We start from the raw sequence: 24520 nt of genomic DNA on the forward strand, positions 1-24520 counted from the left end.
CGAACACCTGTTCGATGAATATGCGGTATTATGGAGGCGTGTCCGAGACCTTCCTCCCCGAGTTGCCGCAGGAGTTGTGGCGCGCTGGCAAGCTGGAGCTTGCTCATGGCGTGCAACAGTCCTTGCAGGTGATCCGGATGGCGACTGCCGCGCTGGGGCAGTTCTTGGCGGAGATCGAGTCTCGGGGCGTCAAGGACTTGTATGGCCATGGCAGTACGGCCAGCTGGCTCGCGGAGATGGCGGGATTGTCGCGCGGTGAAGCCGGGGCGGTGGTGAAGCGGGCCATCGCCCTGAACCCCACCCGCTCTCTGGACGGCACCGAAGTCCCCGCCGTTGCGCCCGCCACTGCCGCGGTCGCCGCCGAAGGACTGATCGGGGACGAACGGATCGACCAGATCCTGGAGATCTTGAAACGACTCCCGGCCGATACCTCTGCGGAGGATCGGGCGAAGGCGGAGAAGATCCTCGCCGACCTCGCTCCGAACGCCGGACCCGCACAGCTCACCAAGGCCGAAGCAAACCTGCTGGGCTGGCTGGATCCCGACGGCAAAGAGCCGAAAGATCCCGAGCCTAAAGAACCGCGCCGGGAAATCACCTTGGAACGCCGGAAAGACGGGTTCTGGAAGCTGACCGGCCTCCTGGACGATGAGACCGGGGCTCGGACCGCCGCCGCGTTGGAGGCGCATGCCCAGCCACGGCCGGTGGACGAGTTCGGCCAAGCCGACCTGCGGATGAAATGCGAACGCATGGGAGACGCCTGGGCCGACCTGCTCGACCTGGCCATCGCCTGCCCCGACCAACCCGGCACCAGCGGCTACCGCACCCTCGTGCACGTCACCATCGGACTCGAAGAACTCAAATCCGGCCTCGGCACCGCCTGCCTCGACTTCGTCGGCACGATGACCGCCCGCGAAGCCAGACTCGCCGCCTGCGACTGCCTCATGCTCCCAGTCGTCATGAGCGCCTCAGGCGAACCACTCGACATGGGACGCCTCCGAAGATTCGTCACACCCGGCCAGAGACGCGCGTTGAACATCCGTGACGGTGGCTGCGCCTTTCCGGGCTGTCATCGGAAACCCAAGAACTGTCACGCCCACCACATTGAGCACTGGGCAGACGGAGGCCCCACGGATCTCCGAAATCTGGTGCTGCTCTGCGGCTTCCACCACCGGCTAATCCACCACGGCGACTGGGAAGTACGCATGGCGGCCGACGGGCTACCGGAGTTCATTCCACCCCAATACCGGGATCCGCTTCGAATACCCCGGCGCAACACCCTGCATCACGTCTGAACCCCGAGGAGCCCGTCGGGCACACCGACGACGGGCTCCTCGGCATGCCCACAGTCGCGTCGGGCACCTTGAGAAGCTCTGGAACCCTGCTCTCTGCTCGGCGCCTTCGACCACCGCCTACGGATGGCCGTCGATGGGTTACCGGGGAGATCCCGGCGCAACATCCTCCACCGCCCAAGGAACCCGCCGGCGACGAACACCTTGAGAAGCGAACTCGCCGGAGCAAACACCCCGCACCTTCGAGAAACTGGCAACAAGACGAAGGAACCGGCAGAAACCCCCCGCCCCGTTCTGCCACAAAACCTGCCTGGACCCCCGCATCACACCGGCTTAGGTTTGTGCCAGTCGTCCAGCGGCGACTCCGGAGCCCGATGGCCACTCGGACACGGCCATCGGGCTCCGGAACCACCGGTCACGAACGACGAGGCCGACGGGATACGGCCGATCGGCCCTTATCCCCATCCAGCCACACCGTTCACGGGAGCCCGCCGAGCCGATCACGGAGGCCCCGCGCGCGTTTCCGGTCCGCGCGTGCCGACGCCGGATCGCCCATCTCGTCGGCCAGAGCCGCGCGTTCGCCGAGCGTGTCGATCCGAGCTTGGGTCAGCCCGATGCGTTCGTAGAGTTCCTCGGCCTCGGACAGGCGGCGGCGCGCGTTCGCGTGGTCGCCCTGGCGGCGCAGGAAACGCCCGGTCTCCTGGAGCGCGCGGGCCTGGCCCATGGCCGATCCGTGCCGTCGGAACAGGCCGAGCGCCTTTTCGCAGTGGGTGAGCGCCCGATCGGGCGCGTCGAGCGCGGCCAGGTTCTGTGCCGAACGCAGCAGCACGAACGCGTAGTTGGTGTCGTCCACCGGGGTTCGCGTGCCGCCGTGCGCTTGCGCGAAGTACCGGACACAGACGTCGAACTCCTCGGCCGCGTCGGCGAACCGGCCGGTCCGGTACCAGTACGAAGCCCGCATCGTCCGTGCCACATGGACTCCGAGCGGGTAGCCGGCCTCTTCGAACAGGCGCGCGGCCTCGTCGAAGAGCTTCGGTGACGTGTCGCGGGCATGGGCGCTCGTCAGATAGACCTGTGCCCAGCCCTGTTCGCGAGGGTCACCCGCCTCCACCGCGGCGTCCCACGCCAGCCAGGCCATCCGGATCGCCTCTTCCGCCCGGTCGCGCAGCGAAGCCTGCACCCAGGACAGATAGTTCCGGTGCACCGCCTCGTCCCGTTTGCTGCCGAGCGCGATGGCCGAGTTCACGGCGAGTTCGAACACGTCGTACCAGACGCTCGCGGTCCCGCCGATCTCCGAATACCAGTGCATCGACTCGGCGAGGTCGAGGACCGGCCGGTGGTCGCCGCGCGCGGCGGCGCTCTTGACCGCGGCGAGCCAGTTCTTCAGTTCCACTTCGAGCCATCTGCCCGCGCCGGTGTGGTCTCCGAACGACGGCGTGGCGACCGGGAGCGGGCTGACCCCGTCGGTCGGGTGGAAGTAGCGGCCCGCCGCGGTGGCGGTGCGCACCAGCCAGTCGGTCAGCCGTTTCTCCGCCGCGGCGACCACTTCGGGGGATTCCTCCAGGGCGAGCCGTTCGGTCGCGAAGACCCGCAGGAGGTCGTGGAACTGGTATCGCCCGTTCTCCTGAGACGTCTGCAGCAGGCTCGCGTCGGCCAGTTCCTCCAGGAAGACGGCGGCGTCGTCCTCGTCGGAGGCTTCGACCAGTGTCATCGCGGCGCCCACCGAGAAGTCCGCCGCCGGGACGAGCGACAGGCGCCGGAACACCGTGGCGGCGTTCGGGCTGAGCTGGCGGTACGACAGTTCAAAAACGCTGCGCACGTCGAGATCGCCCGCGGTCAGCGTGGTCAGCCGCCGGCCGCGGTCGCGGAGCTGGTCCACCAGACGCGACAGCGGCCATGCCGGACGGCTCGCCAGCCGGTTGCCCGCGATCCGCAGCGCCAGCGGCAGCCTGCCGCACAGTTCGACCAGTTCGTGCGCCGCTCGCCGTTCGCGCTCGACCCGGCCCGCCCCGATGATGGCCGACAACAGGGCGAGCGCGTCGTGCTCGCCGAACACGTCGAGGGGGTGCCTGCTCGCGCATTCCAGCCCCACCAGCATCTGACGCCCGGTGACCAGGGTGAGACATCGCGGCCCGCCGACCAGCAGCGGGCGGACCTGGGCTTCGTCGGCCGCGTCGTCCAAGACGATCAGGAGGGCCCGATCCCGCAGCAGAGACCGGCACAGACCCGCCCGGTCCTCCGGATCGGCGGGGATGCGGACGGCGTCGACGCCCAGCGCGCGCAGGATCAGGTGCAGCACGTCTGCCGGGTTCGCGGGCTCGGCGGACATGCCGCGCAGTTTCAGGAAAAGCCTCCCGTCGGGGAAGTCCCCGCCGAGGTCATGCGCCGCGCGGACCGCGAGGGTGGTCTTGCCGGTCCCCGGCGGCCCGCTCAGGATCGCGACCCGCCCTGACCGGCGCCTGCCGTCGCACAGATCCGCGGAAAGGGCGCGCAACGCGTCGAGATCGCCCTCGCGTCCGGTGAGGTCGTCGACGTCCGCCGGGAGAACACCGATGAGATGTGTCTTATGGATCCCGGGCGAGGGGGCACGGCCCTGCCTCGCGGCTTTCTGCAATCCGGTCAGCTCTTCGTCGGTCAGCGACAGTGGCGCGGCGAGCGCTTCGATCGTCCGGCGTTGCGGGCTTTTGGCGATCCCTCGCTCCATGTCGCTGATGGCCCGGACACTCACCCCGGATCCCTCGGCGAGCTCCTCCTGCGTGAGATCGGCGCGGACGCGGTAACCCTTCAGCAGCACTCTGAAACTCGCCCTTTCCAGGGCGGCGTTCGTCATGACCGGATTATCCCGTCCCGGCCGGCGGGCTCAACTTGACTTTGGTCTCAGCGGCGCGAGGTAGCGATCGGTGATCGCCGCCGCCCGGTCCCGCAGGGAAGCGCGTAACCAAGGCGGGGCAAGGGCTTCCGCGTCCGCGGCGAGCTGCCACAACGCCCATTCGGCGTGCCGCGCGTCCTGGAAGGTCACCTCCAGCCTCAGCCTGCCGTCCTCGCCGGTTTCCTCCGAGAGCACGGCGAGCGCGGTGCCCACCAGCTCGTCCCGCCGAGCGGGATCCACCCGCACCTCGACCGCGACCTGGTCCCCGCCGCTCCGGAACCGCGTGCCGCGTTCCTGCCAGATCCGGTCCAGATCGGCGCGCTCCGCTCGTTCCGCCTGTTCGGGGAGTTCCTCGGCGGCCCGCAGCCGGGACAGCCGGTACGTACGGTCTTCGCCGGACCTCGTGGCCAGCAGGTAACCCTGATCCCGGACGGTGACCAGGCCGATCGGGTCCACCGTGCGCCACCGCGCCGCCTGGCCCGAGGCCGCGTAATGGATGCGCAGCTTGTGCCCGGAGAACACGGCCCGCCGGACCTCGGCGACGATGGCGTCGGGCACCTCCTCGGCGACCACGCGGCGCGAAAGGAGATCGGTCTCCGGGTCGATGAGCAGACGCCGGGCCGCGCCCGCCGCGGTGTCCCGCTGCCCTTCCGGCAGCGCGTCGATCACCTTGAGCATGGCCGAGGCGAGCGCCGAACCGAGGCCGAACGCCTGCGCGCCACGCCGCGATCCCGCGATCAACAGCGCGAGCGCCTCGTCGTGGTTCAGACCGGTGAGCTCAGTCTGGAAACCGGGCAGCAGCGCGAAACCGCCGTGCCTGCCGCGTTCGGCGTACACCGGGACGCCCGCCGCGGACAACGCTTCGATGTCGCGCAGCACGGTGCGGGTGGAGACCTCCAGCTCGCGGGCGAGCGTGGTCGCGGACAGCCGTCCCCGGTGCCGCAACAGCAACACCAGTGAGACCAGCCGGTCGGCGCGCATGGGAAAACTCTAGCGGAATACACGACACAGGATGTCGTGTATTCGCTGCGAAGCTCATCCCCATGACAAGCAGGACTGTGGCCACTGAGCCGAACGATCTGGGCAAGTTCTTCATCGAACGAGGCAACGCGGGCGATGTCGACGGGCTGGTGGCGTTGTACGAACCGGACGCGGTGCTGGCGTTCCCGCCGGGCAACGTCGCGACCGGGCACGCGGAGATCCGCAAGGTGTACGAGGAGTTCGTCGCGGCCGCGCCGGAACTCCTGCCGGGCAGGCAGCATCCGGCGCTGGTGAGCGGGGACCTCGCGCTCACGGCGTCCACGCTGACCACCGGTGAGATGACCGTCGAGGTCGCCCGCCGTCAGCCGGACGGATCCTGGCTCTGGGCGCTCGACCAGCCGGTGTTCGTGCCGTGACGGGACGGCTCGCCGGTGACGGGGCCCGTCACCGGCGAGCCGGGCATCAGGTCAGGCCGTGCAGTTCCTGGCCGTACCCGTGTTCACCTTGGCGCCGGTGAACTCCTCGATGATCGCGATGTTCTCCGGGGCGTAGTTCTTGGCGACGATCTTGGCCACGTCCGCACTGCCGAGTTTGGCGGCATGGGGCGCGGATTGATCCAGCCAGTAGGCCGTCCGAAGGAACTCGATGAGCACGAATTGGCGCAATTCGGGCTGGGCCTTGATCTTGGCCCAGTAATCGGGATGCTTCGTCTTGGCGACGCGCAGGTACAGCTGGAGGTAGCGGAGGTTCGTGGCCGCGATGTCGCGGGAATTGCTCGCGCCCACTCCTTGGATGTACTCGGCGACGACGGTCGCCGCGGGCAATCCCATGAGCCCGGCGTTGAGCTCCGCGATGACGCCTTGGATCCGGTACGAACCCTGCTGCTGGTCGCGCAGGTAGATGTCGTCCATCGACCGCGTGAGATCGTCCGTGATCAGCGGCAGTATTTCGCGGCGGGGGAATCCGCCGTGGATCGGGACCTTCATCGCCTTGCGGGAAGCGTCGATCCAGGCGGAGACATAGACGTCCCACGAGGTTCGCGAGGGATCCAGATCCCACATGTGGGTCTCTTCGTGGATCGCCACCATCAGGGACTCGGCGAGCGCGTTGAAGCTGGTCTTGTTCACGAACTGGCTGAAGTACTTGTCCTTGGCCTGGGCGATCGCGAGGGCTTCGCCGCTGGGCCAGCGCCGCTTGTACACGGCCTGGATCGTCTGAAGCCACTTCGTGGACTGGAAACCGGCCTTTATGTCACTTACATCGGCTTTCGGCTGGACGGGTTCTTCATAACAGAAGGGGGCCGCCGTCTCTTGGGCGGCGACGGTGACGGGGAATGGGGAGAGGGACAGGACGAGGCACGCGGTCAGCACGGTAATGCGATTTCGGCGCATGAATTCCTCGGTTCACGGTAGGGTTTTCCGTGGTCGGACGGAAGTGTCCCCTATCGATCACCGTCACTTCAATGATCCCGCCCGTACTGCGGCTGGACAGGCTAGGAATTATGGCGGCGAACGGGCTATTCCGCGGCCAGCCGGGATCGGCGCATGCTGTAACCGAAGTAGATCAGCAGGCCGAGCGCCATCCAGCCGGCGAAGACGATCCAGGTGGCGCCGTCGAGGCTGAGCATCATGTAGCCGCAGCACAGCACCCCGAGGATCGGCGTGACGGGGGAGAACGGCACCCGGAACGAGCGCGGTGCCTCCGGCTGCCGCCGTCGCAGCAACAGGACGGCGACGTTCACCAGCCCGAAGGCGAAGAGCGTGCCGATGCTGGTGGCGTCGGCCAGCTTCCCGAGCGGGATGAACGCGGCCAGCGCCGCGACGAAACCGGACACCACCAGGGTGTTGATCCGGGGCGTACCGCTCTTGGGATCCACTTTGGACAGCGAAGCGGGCACCAGGCCGTCGCGGGACATCGAGAACAGGATGCGTGTCTGTCCGTAGAGGACGGTCAGCACGACACTGGAGATCGCCACGATCGCGCCGACGGCGAGCAGCCCGGCCCACACCGGATTGCCCGCCACGACGCCGAGTACATGCGAGAGCGCGGCTTCCTGGCCGTCGAACTCCTGCCACGGCAACGCGCCGACCGCGGCCACGGCGACCAGGCAGTACAGCACGGTGACGATGGCGAGCGAGAGCAGGATCGCGCGCGGCAGGTCGCGCTGCGGGTTCTTCGCCTCCTCGCCCGCGGTGGACGCGGCGTCGAAACCGATGTAGGAGAAGAACAATTTCGCGGCGCCGGCGCTCAATCCCGCCAGGCCGAGCGGCAGGAACGGGGTGAAGTTCGCCGCCCGCACCGCCGAGAACGCGATCGCGCAGAACAGCACCAGCGTGCCGACCTTGATCACGACCATGACCGCGTTGGCCCGTGCGCTCTCCTTCGCGCCGGACAGCAGCAGGAACATGGCGAGCAGCACGACGACGATGGCCGGGACGTTGACGATCCCGCCCGATCCCGGCGGCTGGCTCAACGCGTCGGGGATGGCGAAGCCGAACGTCAGCCGCAGCAGTTCGTTGAGGTATTGCCCCCAGCCGACGGCGACCGACGCCACCGAGACGCCGTATTCGAGCACCAGGCACCAGCCGCAGACCCAGGCGACCAGCTCGCCGAGCGTGGCGTACGCGTAGGAGTAGGACGAACCGGACACCGGGATCATGCCGGCCAGCTCGGCGTAGGAGAGCGCCGAGAACAGCGCGGTGACACCGGCCAGCACGAACGACAGCACGACCGCGGGGCCCGCGACGGGCACCGCCTCACCGAGTACGACGAAGATCCCGCTGCCCAGCGTCGCGCCGATGCTGAGCATGGTCAGCTGGCCGAGGCCGAGGGAGCGCTTCAGCGTGCCGTGATCACTTTCGGTGATCAGGTCGGCGACCGGTTTACGCCGCACCGCCGCGGCTCGCAAATTCATGACGACGACCGTATCTGCCGCCTCGGCGGCCCCCGGGCCCGGCTATCGCCCGGTGAGTTGCCGGTCATGCGTCCGGCGCCAGACCAGCAAGGACAGCACCGCGCCGCACAGGCAGAGGAACATGTCCCACTGGGTGTCCCAGACGTCTCCTTGGGTGCCCAGGAAGTCGTCCGCGCCGGAACCGGCGACGAGTGCGCTGGACCACTCCACGAATTCGAAGCCGGCGGCGATCGACAGGCAGACACAGACGGTCAGGAACGCGACCCAGCCGCCGGGGCGCAGCGGCGTCCTCCGCAGCAGCACCTCGCGTACGGCGATCGCGGGGACGAAACCCTGGACGAAATGGGCGAACCGGTCGTAGTTGTTCCGCTGGGTGCCCATCCAGTCCTGCATCCACTCGCCGGCCGGGGTCTCGGCGTAGGTGTATTGCCCGCCGTAACAGAGCACGAACGCGTGCAGCACCAACAGCCAGCAGAGCAGGCGGGTCAAGGGAAAGCGTTTGCGCAGCGCCACCACCAGCGGCAGCCCGACGAGCACCCAGACGACTTCCAGCAGCCACGTGCCGGGGGATTTCGCCTGGACCCCGGTCGCCACGAGGACCGCGAGCACCGCGCCGGCCAGCAGGGTCCCTTCCGTCCGGCCGACACCGCGCACCATGGGAGGGACCCTACTTCGGCGGGCTCCGGCTCGCTCAGTTCAGCTTGCGCATGTCGGCGGGCAGGCCGCCGCCGGCGTAGACGTCCTCGGCGAGCTTCGCCAGCGCGGTGAGCGCGACGTTCTGGCTGAACGGCCCGTAGGACACGCGGGAGACACCGAGCTTCTGCGCGGTCGCCAGCGGGATCGAACCCGGGACGCCGATCAGGTTCACCTTGCGCTCGCCCAGCGCCTCGACCAGCCTGCCGACCTGGCTCTCGTCGAGCTTGCCGGGCACGAAGAAGTTCGACGCGCCCGCGTCCAGGTACGCGCGGCCACGGGTGATCGCCTCGGCCAGCACCTCCTCGGGGTCGCGGTCGCCCGCCCTGAGGAAGGCGTCGGTGCGGGCGTTGAGCACGAAGTCGATACCCGCGGACTGGGCGGCGGCGACCGCGGCCTCGACGGCCTTGACGGACTCGGCCAGCGGTTTCATCTGGTCTTCGAGGTTGCAGCCGACCGCGCCGGCCTCGATCGCGCGGGCGACCGTGCCGCCCGGGTCGCCGTAGCCCGCTTCCAGATCGGCGGTGACCGGCAGATCGCCAGCCACCCGGACGATCAAGGCGACCTCGGCGATCATCTCGTCGCGGGGGATCACCTCACCGTCGGGATAGCCGCGGGCGGCGGCGATGCCGTGGCTCGGCGTGGCGAGCGCCTGGGTGCCGGGGGTTTCGGCGACGACCTTCGCGGTGATCGCGTCCCAGACGTTGACGACGAGAAGCAGTTCGGGGGCGGCGTGCAACTCCTGCAGCCGCTTGGCCTTGTCGGCGGTGGAAACCATGTCTCCAATCTAGAGGGCGCCGCAAGGCGCGGGCACTCACGACACCGCGTGAGCGGATAGAGCCCGCTCGCCCTGGTCCGCCGGTCGGTCCGGGATCGTTGCGGCCAAACGGACTCACCCGGCGTCCGGACCGCGAAGCCGAGGTACAGACCCGCGAAGAGTCCAAAGTGACCACCGCGGCCGCGGTCACCGGTTTCCCCGTGAGTACGGGAATCACCGTCAGGATTCACCGGAGGCGGATCTCGTTCACGATCCGGGCTTCGTCACCGGCCGGTCAACGGCAACCACCGGTCAGATCTCAGGCTGGGATTTCTGATACGCGTCGGGCCAAGACCGCGACTGGTAGGGAAATCACCCGAGGAGGTCCCGTGGAACTTACGATCAACGCGGCCGGCGACGAACAAGCGCTGACCGAGTTCTACAGCTGGCTCCGCGACGACGCCGACGTGGCCCGGTCCGCGACGATCAGGCTCGCGGGGTCCCGGACCACGGAGGAGATGGAGGTCTTCGAGGTCATCCGCATGTCCATCGGCTCCCTGACGGGGCTGGCGAACGTGGGGATCGCGTGGGGCAACTTTTTGCGCTCCCGCAAGGAAGCACCGCCGTTCACCATCACGATCGAGGGTGAGCTGACCACCGAGCAGCGCGCCATGCTGCGGAACCTGGACCTGCCGTTCAGGCGGTCGGAGGATGTCGAATGACCTCACGCGGGCCTTGCCGCCAGTGATGACCGACCTGGTGCCCTGGGGACTGCCCGAGGGAGAGCGCTGCACCGCGTTCACCGGCGCACTCGTCGACATGCTGACGCGTGGTCTGAGGATCAAGCGATGTGGCTCGCCGCCGGGTCTTCGATGACGGCGGCGAGCACGCACAGCCGCCGTCATCGAAGCGTCGTCGCTACCGGCCGGGCGGTGAGAAATGGTCGACCCGCACGGTGTCATTTTCCCGCACGGGGATGACCATCGCTTTCCCCTTCTCCCAGCTTTGGGATATCAGAAAGAAGTGATTGTTGTTGTAGGTGAGGAGGCGCAGGCCGTCATAGCGATAGTGGAAGTACTGCTCGGGCGAGGGGTCGTAGCTCAGCTGGACGCCCTTGCCGCCGATGTCCAGCCTTCTCGTGCTGTGAAGCCGGATCGCCGGGCGCTCCTGCAGCATCCGCGCGTCATTGACGGCGATCGTACGACCGACATATTCGGCATATTTCTGGCCGACGAGCAAAAGGCTGCAGAAACAAAGGAAGACCAGAGCGAAGACACGGATTCGGTGCCCGGGTTCGCGCTCGGTGCGAGATCTGTCGAGGTGTGCGCCATAGCCCAGGATCCCCGCGCCGAGGAAGATCAGGAGCGGGGGGAGCCCGTTCTGCGGCCAGCCGGGAGTGATGTTCACCAGGACACCGATGGCACCGAGGACGAGCAGGATGCCTCCGGTCGGCCCGGCCGCCGAAAGGACCCGTTCGATCGTTCTCCGGCCGCGGTCGTGCCGCGGACGATCCAACGCACGGACGAGACGCCGGTTGAGAGCGAGGAAGGCGGTCGTGCAGACGGCGAACACCAAAGCAGGCCCGGTGACCGAATTCAGGCTCCGCAGAAGATAGTCCACGGGTGTGGCACTCAGCCGGCTGATGTCCACTCCGAAGTAGTCTGTCGTGGCGCGGGCGCGATTCCACCCGATCAAGTACAGGAGCGCGACCAGGACCGCACCCTGGGTCACGAACGTCACGACGGCCGGCCAGGTCTTTTGCCTCGTTTCCTCGCGCGCTGGGACAGAGGGCTGAATTTTCCGGAACCGGACTACGCGGTGGTAGGTGCCCATCAGTAGCAGACCCACCATTGTTCGGTGATGTAGTACTCACATGGAGCATTCTGGGGCCGGGTAGGCGAAGTCGTCGTCGGTGGCTCGTCACTCTCGACAGGGACCGGGACGAACCGATCCGGCTTCACCTCGGTCGCGCGGTGCGGTCCCGTACCGGTCGGCGTAGCGGGTTGTTCTCGGTTCCTGCCGAATCGGGTATCCGGGGGAGAGGGCGGCGTCGTAATGGCCGACGGGGAGACGCTGGACGAGGGGACGGGGACGTGTGGCGTTTCCGGCACGATCGTGGCGGGGACGCTCGGCCGAGGGTCTGTCTGTCGTGGCTGTTCAGGTGGTGTTGGGGTGCTGCAGGCGGACGAAAGAGCCGCTACGGCGAACCCGAGAATCGAGAGCAGTCGGTTTGTCACCTGCGTCAGGTGCGGACGGTGATCGCCTGAGTACATCGATCGATCTCATTCACCGGAAAGAGTGAGTCAAGCCCCGCTTCCCAGCCACCGCAGCGTTTCCAGTGCCACGGCCACGTCCACCGCGTTCTCCGCCAACGGCCGGGGAAGCAGTTCGTCGGCCCGCGCCAGCCGCCGGACGACGGTGTTCCGGTGGGTGTAGAGCCGTTCCGCGGTCCGTGTCGTGTTGCCCAGCTCGTGCACGTAGGTCCGCACGGTCTCCCGGGTTTCGGCGTCGGCGTGCCGGAGTTCGCCGAGGGTGTCGGCGATGAACTCGTCCGCCTGCGCCGGATCGCCGGTGAGCAGCACGAGCAGCTGGATGTCCTGGTACCGCGCGATCTGCTGCGGCGAGGTGAGCCGGGCGAGCATCCGCTGGGTCGCGGCGGCGTCCAGGTGGCTGCGGCGGAAACCGTCGATCCCGCTGCCGGGCCGCCCGAGCGCGACCCGGACGTCCGCGTGCGGCGCGAGGTCTTCGGCGAGCCGGTCCGTGCGCGGCGGCGTCCGGCCGGGCAGCCAGACCCACAGCGCGGCGGCGCTGGCGACGACGGTCAGCCGGTGTGAGGCGCCGCTGGCCCGCATCAGCGTTTCCGCGGCGGTTTCGAGCTGCTGGGACGACGGGGTGGCCGAGCCGCTCCAGACGATCGCGGCCGTATGCGGGCCCGCGAGCGGGTAGCCGAGCTGGGCTTCGGCCCGCGACCGGCTGATGGGCGCGCCTTCCAGCAGCAGCGTGACCGTCGCCCGCCGTTCGGCGTGGGCGCCGCGGGTCAGCTCCGTGCGTTCGGCGGCCATCCGTTCCGACACCGCGGCGACGGTGTCCTCGATGAACGTGGTGATGGACAGCGACGACACGTCGAGCAGTTCGCGCAGCAGGACCGGATCCGACGTGAGGTCGAAACAGATCTCGATCCACCGCCGCCAGGCCACCCCCTGCGCCCGCCGATACGCGTCGAGGCCGCCGGAGTCGAAGCCGCGGCGCACCATGTCGCGGGCGCCGTCGAGCACTTCCTGGTTCAGGTTGGCGGCGACGCGTTCGCCGGGACGCTGCACGTTGGCGGCCGCCCAGTGCAGCAGATTCGCCAGATTCGCGCGTTTGGTCCCCTCGGTGAGCACGGGGTCCTCGGCGACCGCGCGCATGCTGTCGCCGCCGAGGGAGGCCTCGTGCAGCTCCTCGATCCATTCGGCGCGAGGATGCAGCACGATTTCCGCGCCTTGCCGGAAGAGGTCACGAGCCTCGGGGGACAGGGTCGGCCACGGTGATGTGGCACTTTGCACCATGAGGGCATCATGAGGGTGCAGATAGGGCTAGCGCAACTCCCCGGTCGACCCGCATCGTGGAGGGAACCGAGACGAGGCTGGAGTACCGCATGACGACGAGCACACCCGTCGAGCACCTCGACGTGGGTCATCATCGGTGCCGGGATTTCCGGGATCGGGGCCGCGCGCTACCTGAAGACCGAGAACCCGGGCAAGACCTTCGCCATCCTGGAGGCCCGCGGCACGTCCGGCGGCACCTGGGACCTGTTCCGCTACCCGGGCATCCGCTCCGACTCCGACCTCCACACCTTCGGCTACGAGTTCAAGCCGTGGCGGGACAAGCAGTCCATCGCCGACGCGCCCCGGATCCTGTCATACCTGCGCGAGACGATCACCGAGAACGGGATCGAGCCCAGCATCCGCTACCACCACAAGCTGCTCTCCGCCGCCTGGTCGAGTGACGAGGCGCGCTGGCTGCTCGAGATCGAGCGGACCGACACCGGCGAGCGCACCCGGCTCAGCGCGGGCTGGCTGTTCAACGCGGGCGGCTACTACCGCTACGACGAGGGCTTCACGCCGCGTTTCGAGGGCCGGGACCGCTTCGCCGGGACGATCGTGCACCCGCAGCACTGGCCGGAAGACCTCGACTACGCGGGCAAGCGCGTCGTCGTGATCGGCAGCGGCGCCACCGCGGTCACCCTGATCCCGGCGATGGCGGGCACCGCGGCGCACGTGACGATGCTGCAGCGCACCCCGACCTACGTCATGCCGGTGCCGCGCGAGGACAAGATCGCGAACGGCCTGCGCAAGATCCTCGGCGACGAGCGGGCGTACGCGCTCACCCGCCGCAAGAACATCCGCAAGGGACTGGCGGTCTGGCAGTTCTGCCAGAAGTTTCCGAAGACCGCCCGCGGGCTCATCCGGTACGTCAACAAGAAACAGCTTCCGAAGGACTATCCGGTCGACGAGCACTTCAACCCGCCGTACGACCCGTGGGACCAGCGGTTGTGCGCCGTGCCCGGCGGCGACCTGTTCGCCGCCATCCGCAAGGGGCAGGCGGACGTCGTCACCGACAGGATCAAGACCTTCACCGAGAAGGGCATCCTGCTCGAATCCGGGCGCGAGCTGGAGGCGGACATCATCGTCACCGCCACCGGCCTGAACCTCCAGGTGTTCGGCGGCGCCACGCTCAGCGTCGACGGGAAACCGGTGATCCTGCCGGAAACCGTCGCGTACAAGGGAATGATGCTCTCCGGCGTGCCGAACGCCGCGTTCGCGATCGGCTACACGAACTCGTCGTGGACGCTGAAGATCGGCCTGCTGTGCGAGCACTTCTGCCGCCTGCTGACGCATATGGACACTCACGGCTACGACGTCTGCCGCCCCGTCCTCGCCGATCCGGACATGCCGACGAAACCGTTCCTGGACTTCGCCGCCGGATACGTCCAGCGCGCTCTCGACCAGCTCCCGCGTCAGGGCGACCGCATGCCGTGGCTGACGTCGATGAGCTACCACTCGGACATCAAACTGCTGCGCGCGGACGACATCACCGATCCCGAGCTGCACTTCACCCGTGCCGAGGTCCGGGAAGCGGTGAGCTCGTGACCGACGGCTTCGCCGACCTGCCCCGCGGCCCGAAGATCTGTTACCGCGACGACGGCCCGGCCGACGGGGTGCCGCTGCTGCTGATCGCCGGCCTCGGCCTGGATCTCACGTCGTGGCCGCGGCCGATGATCGAGGGGTTCACCGGCCGCGGCTTCCGCGTCGTCCGGTTCGACAACCGCGACGCGGGCTGTTCGGATCGCATCAAGGCGCCGAACCCGGGCAAGCTCCGGCAGCTGCTGGCCAAACCGCTGCCCGGCGCGTACGACCTCGGCGACATGGCGGCGGACACCGTCGGCCTGCTGGACCATCTGGGCATCGAGAAGACGCATTTGGTCGGCATGTCGATGGGCGGCATGATCGCCCAGACCGTCGCCGCCCGGAACCCCGGGCGCGTCCTGTCGCTGACGTCGATCTTCTCCACCACCGGCCATCGCCGGGTCGGGCAGCCGGCGAAGTCGACGTTGGTGCGCATGGCGAGGCGGCCCGCCCAGACGGTCGAGGAATCCGTCGCCGGGCACCTGTCGCTGATGGGCCACCTCGGTTCGGCCTCGTTCCCGCTGGACAAGGACGTCGAAACGGCCTGGGCCGAGGGACTGTGGGAACGCGCCGGGGGACGGCGCGCCCGCAGCGGCATCGCCCGCCAGATCGGCGCGATCCAGGCCAGCGGCGACCGCACCGCCGAACTCACGCGCATCACCTGCCCGACGGTCGTGGTCCACGGCGACACCGACCGGATGGTCCACCACAGCGGCGGTCGCGCGACCGCCAAAGCCATCAAGGGTTCCCGCTACGTCGAGATCCCGGGGATGGGCCACCACATCGCCCCGGACCTCGTCGACCGGCTCGTCGAGCTCACCGCCGAAGTGGCCCTCGACCCGGCAGGAGAAACCCGATGAGCAGTGTTCGCGGCAAGGTCGCCGTCGTCACCGGCGCCGGTTCCGGCATCGGCCGTCAGCTGGCCCTCGAACTCGCGCGGCGCGGAGCCCGGCTCGCGGTGTCCGATGTGGACGAAAGCGGGCTGGCCGAGACCGTCTCCCAGGTCAAGGCCCTCGCTGCGGAAGTGCAGGGCGCCACGCTGGACGTCAGCGACCGCGCGGCCGTGCGGGAGTACGCGGCCACTGTCGCCGAACAGTTCGGTGTGGTGCACCAGATCTACAACAACGCGGGGATCGCGGGCGGCGGGCAGACCGTGCTCGATGCCGAATGGGAACTGTACGACCGCACGCTCGCGGTCAACCTCTTCGGCGTCATCAACGGCACCAAGGCCTTCTTGCCGCATCTGATCGATTCCGGCGACGGACAGGTCGTGAACATCTCCAGCCTCAACGGCTTCATGGCCCAGCCCACGCTCAGCGCCTACTGCGCCAGCAAGTTCGGCGTCCGCGGCTTCACCGAAGCGTTGCGCACGGAGATGATCGCGGGCAGGCATCCGGTGCGGGTCACGGTCGTCCACCCGGGCGGGGTCAAGACCGGCATCGCCTCGGCGGCGTTGAAGGAAGCCGAGGCCCGCGGCATCGAGCCGACCGCCGAACAGCGGGAACGCGTCCGCGTGTACAACGAAAAGCTGCTGAAGATGCCGGCGGATCAGGCCGCCCGCATCATCGTCGACGGGGTCGAGGCGGGGAAACCGCGGGTGCTCGTCGGAAACGACGCGAAACTGGTCGACCGGCTCGTCCGCCTGCTTCCGCGCCGGTATCCGAAGCTGATCGTCGATTTCGAACGGCGGCGCCTCGCCCGCTAGGCCTCGACGCTCCGATGCCCGAACAGGCCGAGGAGCCACGTGTAGCGGACGGCTTCCCGTGCCTGGTCGTAGGCGTCCGGAGTGCCGATCCAAATGGCCTGCGTGATCAACTCGATGGTGGCGGCGACGACCGTCCGCGCGGTGAACGGCGGCGGTGACGGCAGCGCGGGATCGGTGGCGCGCAGCCATTCCGCCGTCCGGTCGAAGACGGCCTCCCCGGCGCGCAAGGTTTTCTCCCGCGCTTCGAGCCCCGCGTCGCCGAGCGCGTAGATCTCCAGCAGCGCGGCGCGGACGGCGGTCGGCCGCCGATGCACGTAGTCGACGAGGAAATCGCAGCAGACGGCGACGGCGTCCAGCGGAGTCGCGGCCTCGGCGCCCACGGCGACGCCCTGAGTGATGAACTCGGTGGTGATCTCGCGATAGGCGGCGAGGAACGCGTCCTGTTTGCCGGTGAACTGCTCGTAGAACGAGGTCCGTGACACGCCCGCCGTGGCGGTGATGTGGCCGACCGTGGTGGCGACGTAGCCGCGTTTGCCGGTGTTCTCCAGTACCGCGTCGATCAGCCGGGCGCGCTGTGTTCCGGCGACCTCGTCGCGGCTGAGGTTGTGCGGCCCCTTCGGCAGCTTGCGGTGCTCGGTCACGTGCGGCACCGTACCCGGTCCCGGAAATCCGTGAAGGCCTCCTTAAGGGACCCAGAGTCCCTCAAGGAGGCCTTCACGGACCGAGCGGTCAGCTGACCGGCACCTCCGGGGCAAGGGAGTTGCCGGGCGCGATCTTCCCGCAGCTGGACGGCGCGGCCTTGCCCGCGAACCGGTCGTTGAGCCAGCCGATGGCCTGCGGCGCCCAGGCGACGGCTGCCCCGACGTGGCTCAGCAGGTTGTACTGGTCGTACTTGATCGACTTGTTGCCGGTGTCGCAGTACTGCCGGGCGAGCGAGCGCACGTCACCGGCGACCATCACGCCGTCACCGGTGCCGATCCCCGGCGGGTTGCCGAAAGTGCCTTCCACGACACCGTTGTTGCCCTGCGCGATGTAGCCGGGCACGGTGGGCGTCGGCGCGGAGCCGAGGTTGATCTTGTTCACGGCCTCGACGTACGGCAGCACCTTGTTCGGGTTCGTGTACTCGGGTTTGACGAATTTCTCCCACGTCAGCCCGGGATAACGGCCGAGCGCGTCGACGATCGACGCCTTCTCCATGTCCTTGAGCACCTGCAGGCCGTAAGAATTCGCGTACGGCTTGAGATCGATGCCGAAGGAACGCGAGACGCCGATGAGCGCCATCGGAATGACCCCGGTCCACGCGACGCTTCCGTTGACGTACTTGAGATTGTGCGACGGCTTGACGAGCACTCCGCCTTCGGTGAAGCCGACGAGATTCCGGTTGACCTCGGGCGCGTAATCCGGCGCGAGCGCCGCCGCCCAGCCCGTCGCGATGGCGCCGCCCGAATAGCCGATGAGCCCGAAGCGGGTTTTGTCGTTCATCCCCGTCCCCGGCGACCTCGTCGCGGCACGGATGGAATCGAGGGTGTTCGTCCCGTATTCCGGCCCGGCGGCGAAGTTCGCCTTCTGGCCTTCGGTGTCGGGGATGACGACGTTGTAGCCCAGCAACAGGGCGGGCGCGATGAACAGCGACTCCGCGTTCGCGATCAGGCCGCCGAGCGAGACGTCGCCGGCGATCGCCCTCGACGGGCCGTGTTCGGGATTCAGCGAATCGTAGAACGATTGGTACGAAACGGCTTTGGTGCTGTCGCCGGTGAGACTGCGCAGCACCGAGGTGACGTTGGCGGACGGCTTCCCCTGCGCGTCGGTGGACCGGTAGAGCAACTGGGTCACCTTGAGCGGCGTGGCAATGCCGATGACGTGGTAATTGAGCGTCCGGGTCTTCAAAACGGTCCCGGGGCTGTACGACGACAACGGTTCGCTGCCGTCGTAGCTGTAGAACGGGTCGGTGGCGGGGGCGGCGGAAGCGGCGGGCGCGGCGGCGAAACCGACGATGAGGGCGATCGCGACGGCCAGCAGGCGAGCGGGCTTTCGGGTCATGACTCCCCTTTGAATCATGAAGTGGATCACGTTTGGATTCCCGGAACCTACCAGCCGGTAACCGATGATGTACAGGGCGGTACATCATTTATTCGCGCGACATTGACACTTCTTTCGCTCGCGTTTGGACGGAGCACGGCTCGGACAGGGTGCGGGTTGTGATCCAGCACAAAACCGGCAGCGCGATCAACGGGATCAAGGCCGTCTGCAGGGAAGTGCGGTCGGCGACCGTGCCGATGACGGGACTCGCGAGACCGCCGATGCTGACCGTCAGGCCGAGGGTGACGCCGCTGGCGGTGCCGACCCGCGTGGGGAGGTAGTCCTGGGAAAGGGTGATCTGCAGCGAGAACGGGATGTACAGGCTCACCGCGGCCAGCAGGACGAAGGCGAAGAACGCCGGGCCCGGCACGAACACGACTCCCGCGACCGCGCCGATGGTGGCCAGGTACGACCAGCGGACCACGGTGACGCGGTCCCGGCGGCCGGCCAGCCTGCTCCCCAGCAGCGTGCCCGCCGCGCCACCGAGATAGAGCAGGAACAGCGCGGCACTGCCCGTCGTCGTGCCGCCGCCGACTCGTTGCTGGGCGTAGAGAGAGACGAACGTGCTGAGCCCGATGAACACGATCGAACGGAAGACGACGGCCATCGACAGCTTCGCGAACGAGCGCCAGTCGTCGACGCCGGCGACCTTCGGCGACGAGCCGCTCGTGCGGGCATTCCGCGTGAGAGCGCGCAATACGGGCAGGCAGAGCACGGCTCCGGTCAGCGCGGGAACGACGAGCAGCGGCGACATCCGGAGGCCGCCGACGGCCATGACCGCGGCGACGAGCACGGGCGCGGCGGCGAATCCGATGTTCCCGCCGAGGGAGAACCAGCCCATGGCCGTATGGCTGCCACCGCTCGCGATCCTCGCGACCCGTGCGGCTTCGGGGTGGTAGGCGGCCACGCCGATGCCCGACACGGCCACGAAGGCGAGCGTCAGGGGATAGGAGCCGACCAGTCCGCCGAGGCCGATCCCGAGGCCACCGAGGAGTGTTGCCGACGGCAGCAGCCACGGCATCGCCCAGCGGTCGGTCAGCGCGCCGAACAACGGTTGCGCCACCGACGACAGCAGCGACGCGGCGAGCACGATGCCCGACACCGCCGCGTATCCGTAGGCGCGTTCGGCCGCGAAGAACGGCACCAGCGCGGCGACCGAACCTTGATACACATCCACACACGCGTGCCCGGCCGAGAGCAGGGCGATCGCTTTGATCTTCGGCATCCCGCCATGCTCGTCGCGGGCCAGGGTGTCGCGCTTCCGATAAAATGACAAACGATGACGGAAATCCGCCACCTGCCCGAAGCGCCGACACAGGTCAGGTCCCTGGCCTCCGGCACGATCGTCGACGCGCACCGCCACGACGAGCACCAAGTCGTGTACGCGGCCCGGGGCGTACTGGCCATCACGACCGACAGGGGCTCCTGGGTCGCGCCCGCCACGAGGGCCATCTGGGTGCCGGCCGGAACCGTGCACGCCCACCAGGCGCACGGCGACCTCGAACTCCGGCTCGTCGGCCTGCCCGCCACGGTGAACCCGTTGCGGCTGAACGAACCGAGCGTGCTGGCCGTCGGCCCGCTCCTGCGCGAGCTCATCCGCGCGTACACCGATCCGCCACGCGAAGACACCCCGGAACGCCGTCGGCTGCGCGCGGTCCTGCTAGATCAGCTCCGCGCTTCGCCGCAGCAACCCCTGCACCTGCCGACGCCGGACGACCCGCGGCTGCGCGCACTGTGCGAGATCCTCAGCGCCGATCCGGCCGACAACCGGACACTGGCCGCGCTCGGTGCCCGGGTCGGGGCGAGCGACCGCACCCTGGCCCGGCTCTTCAAAGCCGATCTCGGCATGACGTTCCCGCAGTGGCGCACGCAGCTGCGGCTCTACCGCGCTTTGGTCCTCCTGGCCGAGGACAATTCCGTGACCGCTGTGGCGCATGCCTGCGGCTGGTCGTCCACCAGCGCGTTCATCGACGTCTTCCGCCGCGCCTTCGGGCATACGCCGGGCACGCACTACGACCGGTGAAACGCGAAAGCGGGGCCGGTCCACAATGGACCGGCCCCGCTTCGTCGTTCGGCTCTTACGCCTCGCTACGGCGACGGCGCACCAGCAGCACCATCAGCACACCCGCGCCGAGCAGCGCGCCGCCGATCACCAGCGGCATGGTCGCGGAGGCACCGGTGTTGGCCAGCTCGTCGCCGCCACCCGACTCGGCGCCACCGGGGGTGGTGGGCGCCGGGGTGTCGGTGGCGGGCGCGCCACCCTGCTTCCAGCTCGCGGTCGCGTTCGCGACGACCGAGGTCTTCTCGGACTCCGCCACGATCAGGGACTGCGCGGGCACCTTGGCGTAGTTCTCGCCCACGAACAGGCGACCGGTGTCGAGGTGGCCGCTCACCTTCAGCGAGAACGAGCCGTTGCCGTCCTTGGCGTCCTTGGGAACGTCGACGTAGACCTTGGTGCCGTCCTTGATGGCGCCGGCCTTGATCTCCTTGCCGTCGGCGTCGGTGACCTTGACGCCCTCGGGCAGCTTGCTCGTCAGCTCGGTGATGTCACCGTTGGTGGCGATGCTGAACGGGCCGATCTTGGAGCCGGTCGCGCCCGAGGCCTTGGCCGGGCCGATGTCGAGGGTCGGCTTCGGCTGCGCGCCGATGCCGACGTTGTCCTTGCCGGTGAGGTAGTCGTAGACGGCCAGCACGTCGGCGGACTCTTCGGCGCTCTCGAACGGCAGCGGCTTCTTGCGGTCGAGGTTCTTGCCGTCACTGAAGTGCCAGACGGCGGCCTGTGTCGCGGTCACGGCCTCCTCGACGGACAGGCCGCCGGTCAGCTTGACGTCCTTGCCGAGCGCGCCCTCGAGCGCCTTCACGGCGACGGCCGGGTAACCGTGGTGCAGCACCCAGTTGATCTTCGAGTTGTTCTTGTTGAACGGCGAAGCGGCGTCCGGGTACTTGTTCCACGGGCGTTCGATCATGTCCTGATCGGTGCGCATGCCGACCTCGACCTGCACGCAGTACATCTTGAGCTTGCTGCCGTCGGACAGCTTCAGCCCGAACAGCTTCGTGACGTAGTGCTGCCCGCCCTCGAAGTTGACGCTGAAACCATCGGTACCGGAACCTTCGACCACCCGGCCCCGCGCCGCGCCGTCGTCGGCGAGGGCGGCCGGAGCGGCCATCGTCAGCGCGACGGCCGCGGTGGCGACCGCGATCCCGCCACGAACCAGAACTGACCTGCCGTGCATGTGTCTCCCATCCGAATACGGACCACGAATGCCAGTGCCGCATGCGACCACAGGCCCCGACCGCAACGGCTCGCCCGGATGGGGGATGAATAATCCCATCGAGCGAGAGCGGAGCATACAGAGGTCATACATGCGGCTACTCAGGGGTATGGCTCATGTCCGAATTGCCCCGAAAGAAGGGTGAACGGCGGGAAAACGATCTTGGGCGAGTAGAAGACCTCGCCGTCGGCCGGGCACGGGGGTGGACACGCTCCGTGGGAGGGGCCGCCGCGAGATCGTCCGGCCGGAGAATCGCGTGAACACGGAATCGGCCAGGGTATTTCCGATCGTTTCCGATAGCATTCTTTCCGGTCGGCCGATTTTCGCCGGTATCGAATATTCGCGGCCGTGGAAGTGTCGGGGATCACTGTATGTGGCGATGTCGTCGGTGCCTCCTGTGTCGAGGCGTATCCGGGGCTCGGCGGCCGGCACCTTGGTTCTTTCGGGTAGATGTACCGGGCTCGCCGGGAGGAGAACCCGCTCGGCGAGGTAGACAGGGAGGTTCGGGCATTGCCGGGAGTGCTCGGGTGGTCCGGGAATTGCGCGAACAAAAGAAAACGGCCGTGCGGGGAGACACGAGCATGCGATCTTTGACGCGTGACCCACGATTCTGTTCGTCGTGGGAGTCTGATCTCGAACGTGGAAAACCGCGGCCGTGCAATTCGCGCTCGAATCGCCGCCGGTCGGGGTGCGGTCATGGGAGATGACCTCGGCTCGGTGGCCGTCGCGCGGTCAGCCTCGGGCACCCAGGTTCCCCGGCAGTTGCCTCCGGTCCCCGCGCATTTCACCAGCAGGACCGCGGAGCTCGAAGCGCTCGACTCGGCCGCCGCCCGGCAGGAGGACGACTCGATCGACCGATCGCCCGCGGTCACCGTGGTGGTCGGACCCGGTGGCGTCGGCAAGACCGCGCTCGCGGTCACCTGGGCGGTCCGGAACGCCGGACGCTTCCCGTCGGGCCAGCTGTACGCGGATCTGCGCGGGTTCTCACCGGAGACGGCCGTGCCGCCCGAAGACGCGCTCGGAGCGTTCTTGCGCGCGCTCGGCGTCCCTCCGGAACGGGTGCCGGTCGGGCTGGCCGAGCAAGCGGCCCTGTTCCGGACCACCACCGCGGGGATGCGACTGCTGCTCGTGGTGGACAACGCGATCTCGGCCGCCCAGGTGCGGCCGTTGATCCCGGCCTCGTCGGGATGCGTCGTGGTGGTCACCAGCAGGCTGAGGCTGGACGGCCTGCACGCGGAGGGCGCGCGGTTCGTCGACATGGCGCCTCTGCCGGAGGAGCACGCCGTCGAGCTGCTGACGCGTTCGGTCGGCGAATCGCGGGTGGCCGGGGAACTTCCGGACGTGACGACACTGGCGGAACTGTGTGGACGGCTGCCGATCGCGCTCCGGGTGGCGGGCGCGAGGCTGGCGTCGCGGCCGAAATGGCCGGTGGCCAGGATGGTGGCGGAGCTCCGTGACGAGCGGGTGCGGTTGTCGAAGCTGTCGCCGGTGGGCGAAGCGTCGTTGACGGCGACTTTCGACTCGTCCTATTCGGCGTTGTCGCCGCACGCGGCCAGGCTGTACCGGCTGGCCGGGGAATACCCGGGGCTGACGATCGAGGTGGGAGCGGCGGCCGCGGCGGCGCGGGTCTCCGAAAACGAGGCCGCGGACGGGCTCCAAGAGCTGGCGGACGCCAGCCTCCTCGAGGAGGTCGGCGAGCGTGGTTACCGCTTCCACGATCTGGTGCGGTTGCACGCACGCGCGCTGCCGGACGACGAACGGTTCGAAGTCGTCGCCCGTATCGCGGACTGGTACCTGCACCGGATGACGCGGGCGAACATGGTGGTGATCCCGATGCGGTGGAGGATCAGTACCGTGCGCGCCCGGTACGAGGACGCGCCGGCGCTGTTCGCCACTGGTGTCGAAGCACTGCACTGGCTGGACGAGCGGTTGCCGGACATCATCGGGCTGCTCGAAGAGGCGGCCGCGCTAGGCCAGGACGAACTCGCCTGGCAACTGTGCGAAGCCCTCTGGGAACTCTTCCTCTACCGCAAGCACTATCAGCTTTGGATCCGGACGCACGAGGTCGGCATCGCCGCGGCACACCGGTGCGCCCACGCGATCGCCGAAGCACGGTTGCGCTGCCAGCTGGGCCGTGCGTACCTGGATCTGGGACGGTTCGAAGCCGCCGAAACCGAATGCCTGAAGGCCGTGGACCTGGCGAAGGGAGCCGGAAGCCGCCACAACGAGTCCGTGGCCTTGGACCAGCTGGGCATGGCGGCGCAAGGTCGTGGCGACTTCGAGCGGGCGGTCGAGTTCTTCGGCCAGAGCCTCGTGATCGAAGGGGAACTCGGGATCGACCGCGGCGTCGCGCAGCGGCACCGCCGGATCGGCGAGGCGTTGCTGCAGGCGGGCCGGACCGCCGACGCCGACCGGCATCTGCGTCTCGCGCAAGAGCTGTTCAGGGAGATAGGCGATGCGAAGGGCGAGGCCGAGGCCACCCTGTCGCTGGCGCGGATCGAAGCCCGAGCGGGCGAGATCACCGCGGCGAAACGTGAACTCGAACGTGCCGCCGCGGTGCTCGACGAGTCAGGTTCGGCCGTCTATCAGTCCGATGTGCTCGTGGCGTTCGCCGAGGTCGCTGAGCTCGAGGGCGATTTCGGCGCGGCTCGTGGCCATCTGACCAAGGCGCTGGACCTGTGCGGCCCGATCGGCGGGCTGCGGGTGGAGCGGGCCCGTGCCCGGCTGGACGCCTTGGCCGCACGGTGCGACCACCCGCAGCAGCCGGAGCCGTCGGCCGGCGAGTGACCACAG

General features: G+C 68.5%; 19 protein-coding genes and 1 pseudogene. 8 read left to right on the plus strand and 12 right to left on the minus strand.

Annotated elements, in window-relative coordinates; translation table 11 throughout:
* The first annotated feature begins 38 nt into the window (after positions 1–38).
* Positions 39–1292, plus strand: coding sequence for an HNH endonuclease signature motif containing protein (locus MJQ72_RS20745; RefSeq protein ID WP_240601027.1), 1254 nt, complete (start codon positions 39–41; stop codon positions 1290–1292).
* A gap of 475 nt (positions 1293–1767) precedes the next feature.
* Here the strand turns inward: MJQ72_RS20745 and MJQ72_RS20750 are convergent, their stop codons facing one another.
* Together MJQ72_RS20750 and MJQ72_RS20755 are read right to left on the minus strand one after the other, a co-directional pair.
* A complete protein-coding gene (locus MJQ72_RS20750; RefSeq protein ID WP_240601028.1) occupies positions 1768–4119 on the minus strand; it encodes an NB-ARC domain-containing protein in 2352 nt (783 codons plus the stop codon).
* A gap of 30 nt (positions 4120–4149) precedes the next feature.
* Positions 4150–5139 carry a YafY family protein gene (locus MJQ72_RS20755; protein ID WP_240601029.1) on the minus strand — a complete coding sequence of 330 codons (990 nt, stop codon included), beginning with the start codon at positions 5137–5139 and terminating at the stop codon, positions 4150–4152.
* Positions 5140–5216: 77 nt separating this feature from the next.
* On the opposite strand from MJQ72_RS20755, the gene MJQ72_RS20760 reads away from it, so the two are divergent.
* A complete protein-coding gene (locus MJQ72_RS20760; protein WP_072028190.1) occupies positions 5217–5555 on the plus strand; it encodes a nuclear transport factor 2 family protein in 339 nt (112 codons plus the stop codon).
* 51 nt (positions 5556–5606) lie between these two features.
* On the opposite strand, the gene MJQ72_RS20765 is transcribed toward MJQ72_RS20760, so the two are convergent.
* The 4 genes from MJQ72_RS20765 to MJQ72_RS20780 all read right to left on the minus strand — a co-directional run bounded on the left by MJQ72_RS20765 (position 5607) and on the right by MJQ72_RS20780 (position 9524).
* Positions 5607–6341, minus strand: coding sequence for a hypothetical protein (locus MJQ72_RS20765; RefSeq protein WP_240601030.1), 735 nt, complete (start codon positions 6339–6341; stop codon positions 5607–5609).
* A gap of 314 nt (positions 6342–6655) precedes the next feature.
* Positions 6656–8053: an amino acid permease gene (locus tag MJQ72_RS20770; protein WP_240601031.1), complete on the minus strand. Its 1398-nt coding sequence runs from the start codon at positions 8051–8053 to the stop codon at positions 6656–6658.
* 42 nt (positions 8054–8095) lie between these two features.
* Complete coding sequence (locus tag MJQ72_RS20775; protein WP_240601032.1) at positions 8096–8710, minus strand: DUF2238 domain-containing protein; 615 nt, start codon at positions 8708–8710, stop codon at positions 8096–8098.
* A gap of 34 nt (positions 8711–8744) precedes the next feature.
* Complete coding sequence (locus MJQ72_RS20780) at positions 8745–9524, minus strand: isocitrate lyase/phosphoenolpyruvate mutase family protein (protein ID WP_240601033.1); 780 nt, start codon at positions 9522–9524, stop codon at positions 8745–8747.
* A gap of 368 nt (positions 9525–9892) precedes the next feature.
* On the opposite strand from MJQ72_RS20780, the gene MJQ72_RS20785 reads away from it, so the two are divergent.
* Positions 9893–10225, plus strand: a complete 333-nt coding sequence (locus MJQ72_RS20785) for an effector-associated constant component EACC1 (RefSeq protein WP_240601034.1) — start codon at positions 9893–9895, stop codon at positions 10223–10225.
* 196 nt (positions 10226–10421) lie between these two features.
* Here MJQ72_RS20785 and MJQ72_RS20790 read toward each other — a convergent pair whose 3' ends face one another.
* Together MJQ72_RS20790 and MJQ72_RS20795 are read right to left on the minus strand one after the other, a co-directional pair.
* Complete coding sequence (locus tag MJQ72_RS20790) at positions 10422–11336, minus strand: hypothetical protein (protein ID WP_240601035.1); 915 nt, start codon at positions 11334–11336, stop codon at positions 10422–10424.
* Between the two features lie 470 nt (positions 11337–11806).
* The gene (locus MJQ72_RS20795) at positions 11807–13051 is read right to left on the minus strand and encodes a CdaR family transcriptional regulator (protein ID WP_240601036.1); all 1245 of its coding nucleotides are present in this window, start codon (positions 13049–13051) and stop codon (positions 11807–11809) included.
* An 89-nt stretch (positions 13052–13140) separates the two neighbouring features.
* Between MJQ72_RS20795 and MJQ72_RS20800 the strand changes: the two are divergent.
* The 3 genes and pseudogenes from MJQ72_RS20800 to MJQ72_RS20810 all read left to right on the plus strand — a co-directional run bounded on the left by MJQ72_RS20800 (position 13141) and on the right by MJQ72_RS20810 (position 16376).
* Positions 13141–14635: pseudogene (locus tag MJQ72_RS20800) on the plus strand (flavin-containing monooxygenase).
* A complete protein-coding gene (locus tag MJQ72_RS20805; protein ID WP_240601037.1) occupies positions 14632–15531 on the plus strand; it encodes an alpha/beta fold hydrolase in 900 nt (299 codons plus the stop codon). Before MJQ72_RS20800 ends, MJQ72_RS20805 begins: the two are co-directional and overlap by 4 nt.
* Positions 15528–16376 (plus strand): SDR family oxidoreductase, encoded by an 849-nt coding sequence (locus tag MJQ72_RS20810; RefSeq protein ID WP_240601038.1) that lies wholly within the window; start codon positions 15528–15530, stop codon positions 16374–16376. The genes MJQ72_RS20805 and MJQ72_RS20810 overlap by 4 nt, the downstream gene beginning before the upstream one ends.
* Here MJQ72_RS20810 and MJQ72_RS20815 read toward each other — a convergent pair.
* The 3 genes from MJQ72_RS20815 to MJQ72_RS20825 form a co-directional block, all read right to left on the minus strand.
* Positions 16373–17017 carry a TetR/AcrR family transcriptional regulator gene (locus tag MJQ72_RS20815; protein WP_240601039.1) on the minus strand — a complete coding sequence of 215 codons (645 nt, stop codon included), beginning with the start codon at positions 17015–17017 and terminating at the stop codon, positions 16373–16375. The two genes, MJQ72_RS20810 and MJQ72_RS20815, sit on opposite strands and share 4 nt — an antisense overlap.
* 88 nt (positions 17018–17105) lie before the next feature.
* Complete coding sequence (locus tag MJQ72_RS20820; RefSeq protein WP_240601040.1) at positions 17106–18416, minus strand: lipase family protein; 1311 nt, start codon at positions 18414–18416, stop codon at positions 17106–17108.
* An 88-nt stretch (positions 18417–18504) separates the two neighbouring features.
* Entirely contained in the window at positions 18505–19680 is a 1176-nt protein-coding gene (locus MJQ72_RS20825) for an MFS transporter (protein ID WP_240601041.1), read from the minus strand.
* A 54-nt stretch (positions 19681–19734) separates the two neighbouring features.
* Here MJQ72_RS20825 and MJQ72_RS20830 point away from each other — a divergent pair, with 54 nt between their 5' ends.
* A complete protein-coding gene (locus MJQ72_RS20830; protein WP_240601042.1) occupies positions 19735–20478 on the plus strand; it encodes a helix-turn-helix transcriptional regulator in 744 nt (247 codons plus the stop codon).
* A 55-nt stretch (positions 20479–20533) separates the two neighbouring features.
* On the opposite strand, the gene MJQ72_RS20835 is transcribed toward MJQ72_RS20830, so the two are convergent.
* A complete protein-coding gene (locus tag MJQ72_RS20835) occupies positions 20534–21688 on the minus strand; it encodes a thioester domain-containing protein (protein WP_240601043.1) in 1155 nt (384 codons plus the stop codon).
* Positions 21689–22423: 735 nt separating this feature from the next.
* Between MJQ72_RS20835 and MJQ72_RS20840 the strand changes: the two genes are divergently transcribed.
* On the plus strand, positions 22424–24514 hold the full coding sequence (locus MJQ72_RS20840) for a tetratricopeptide repeat protein (protein ID WP_240601044.1): 2091 nt from the start codon (positions 22424–22426) through the stop codon (positions 24512–24514).
* Positions 24515–24520: the final 6 nt, after the last annotated feature.

The sequence above is a fragment of the Amycolatopsis sp. EV170708-02-1 genome, assembly GCF_022479115.1.
GTDB lineage: Bacteria > Actinomycetota > Actinomycetes > Mycobacteriales > Pseudonocardiaceae > Amycolatopsis.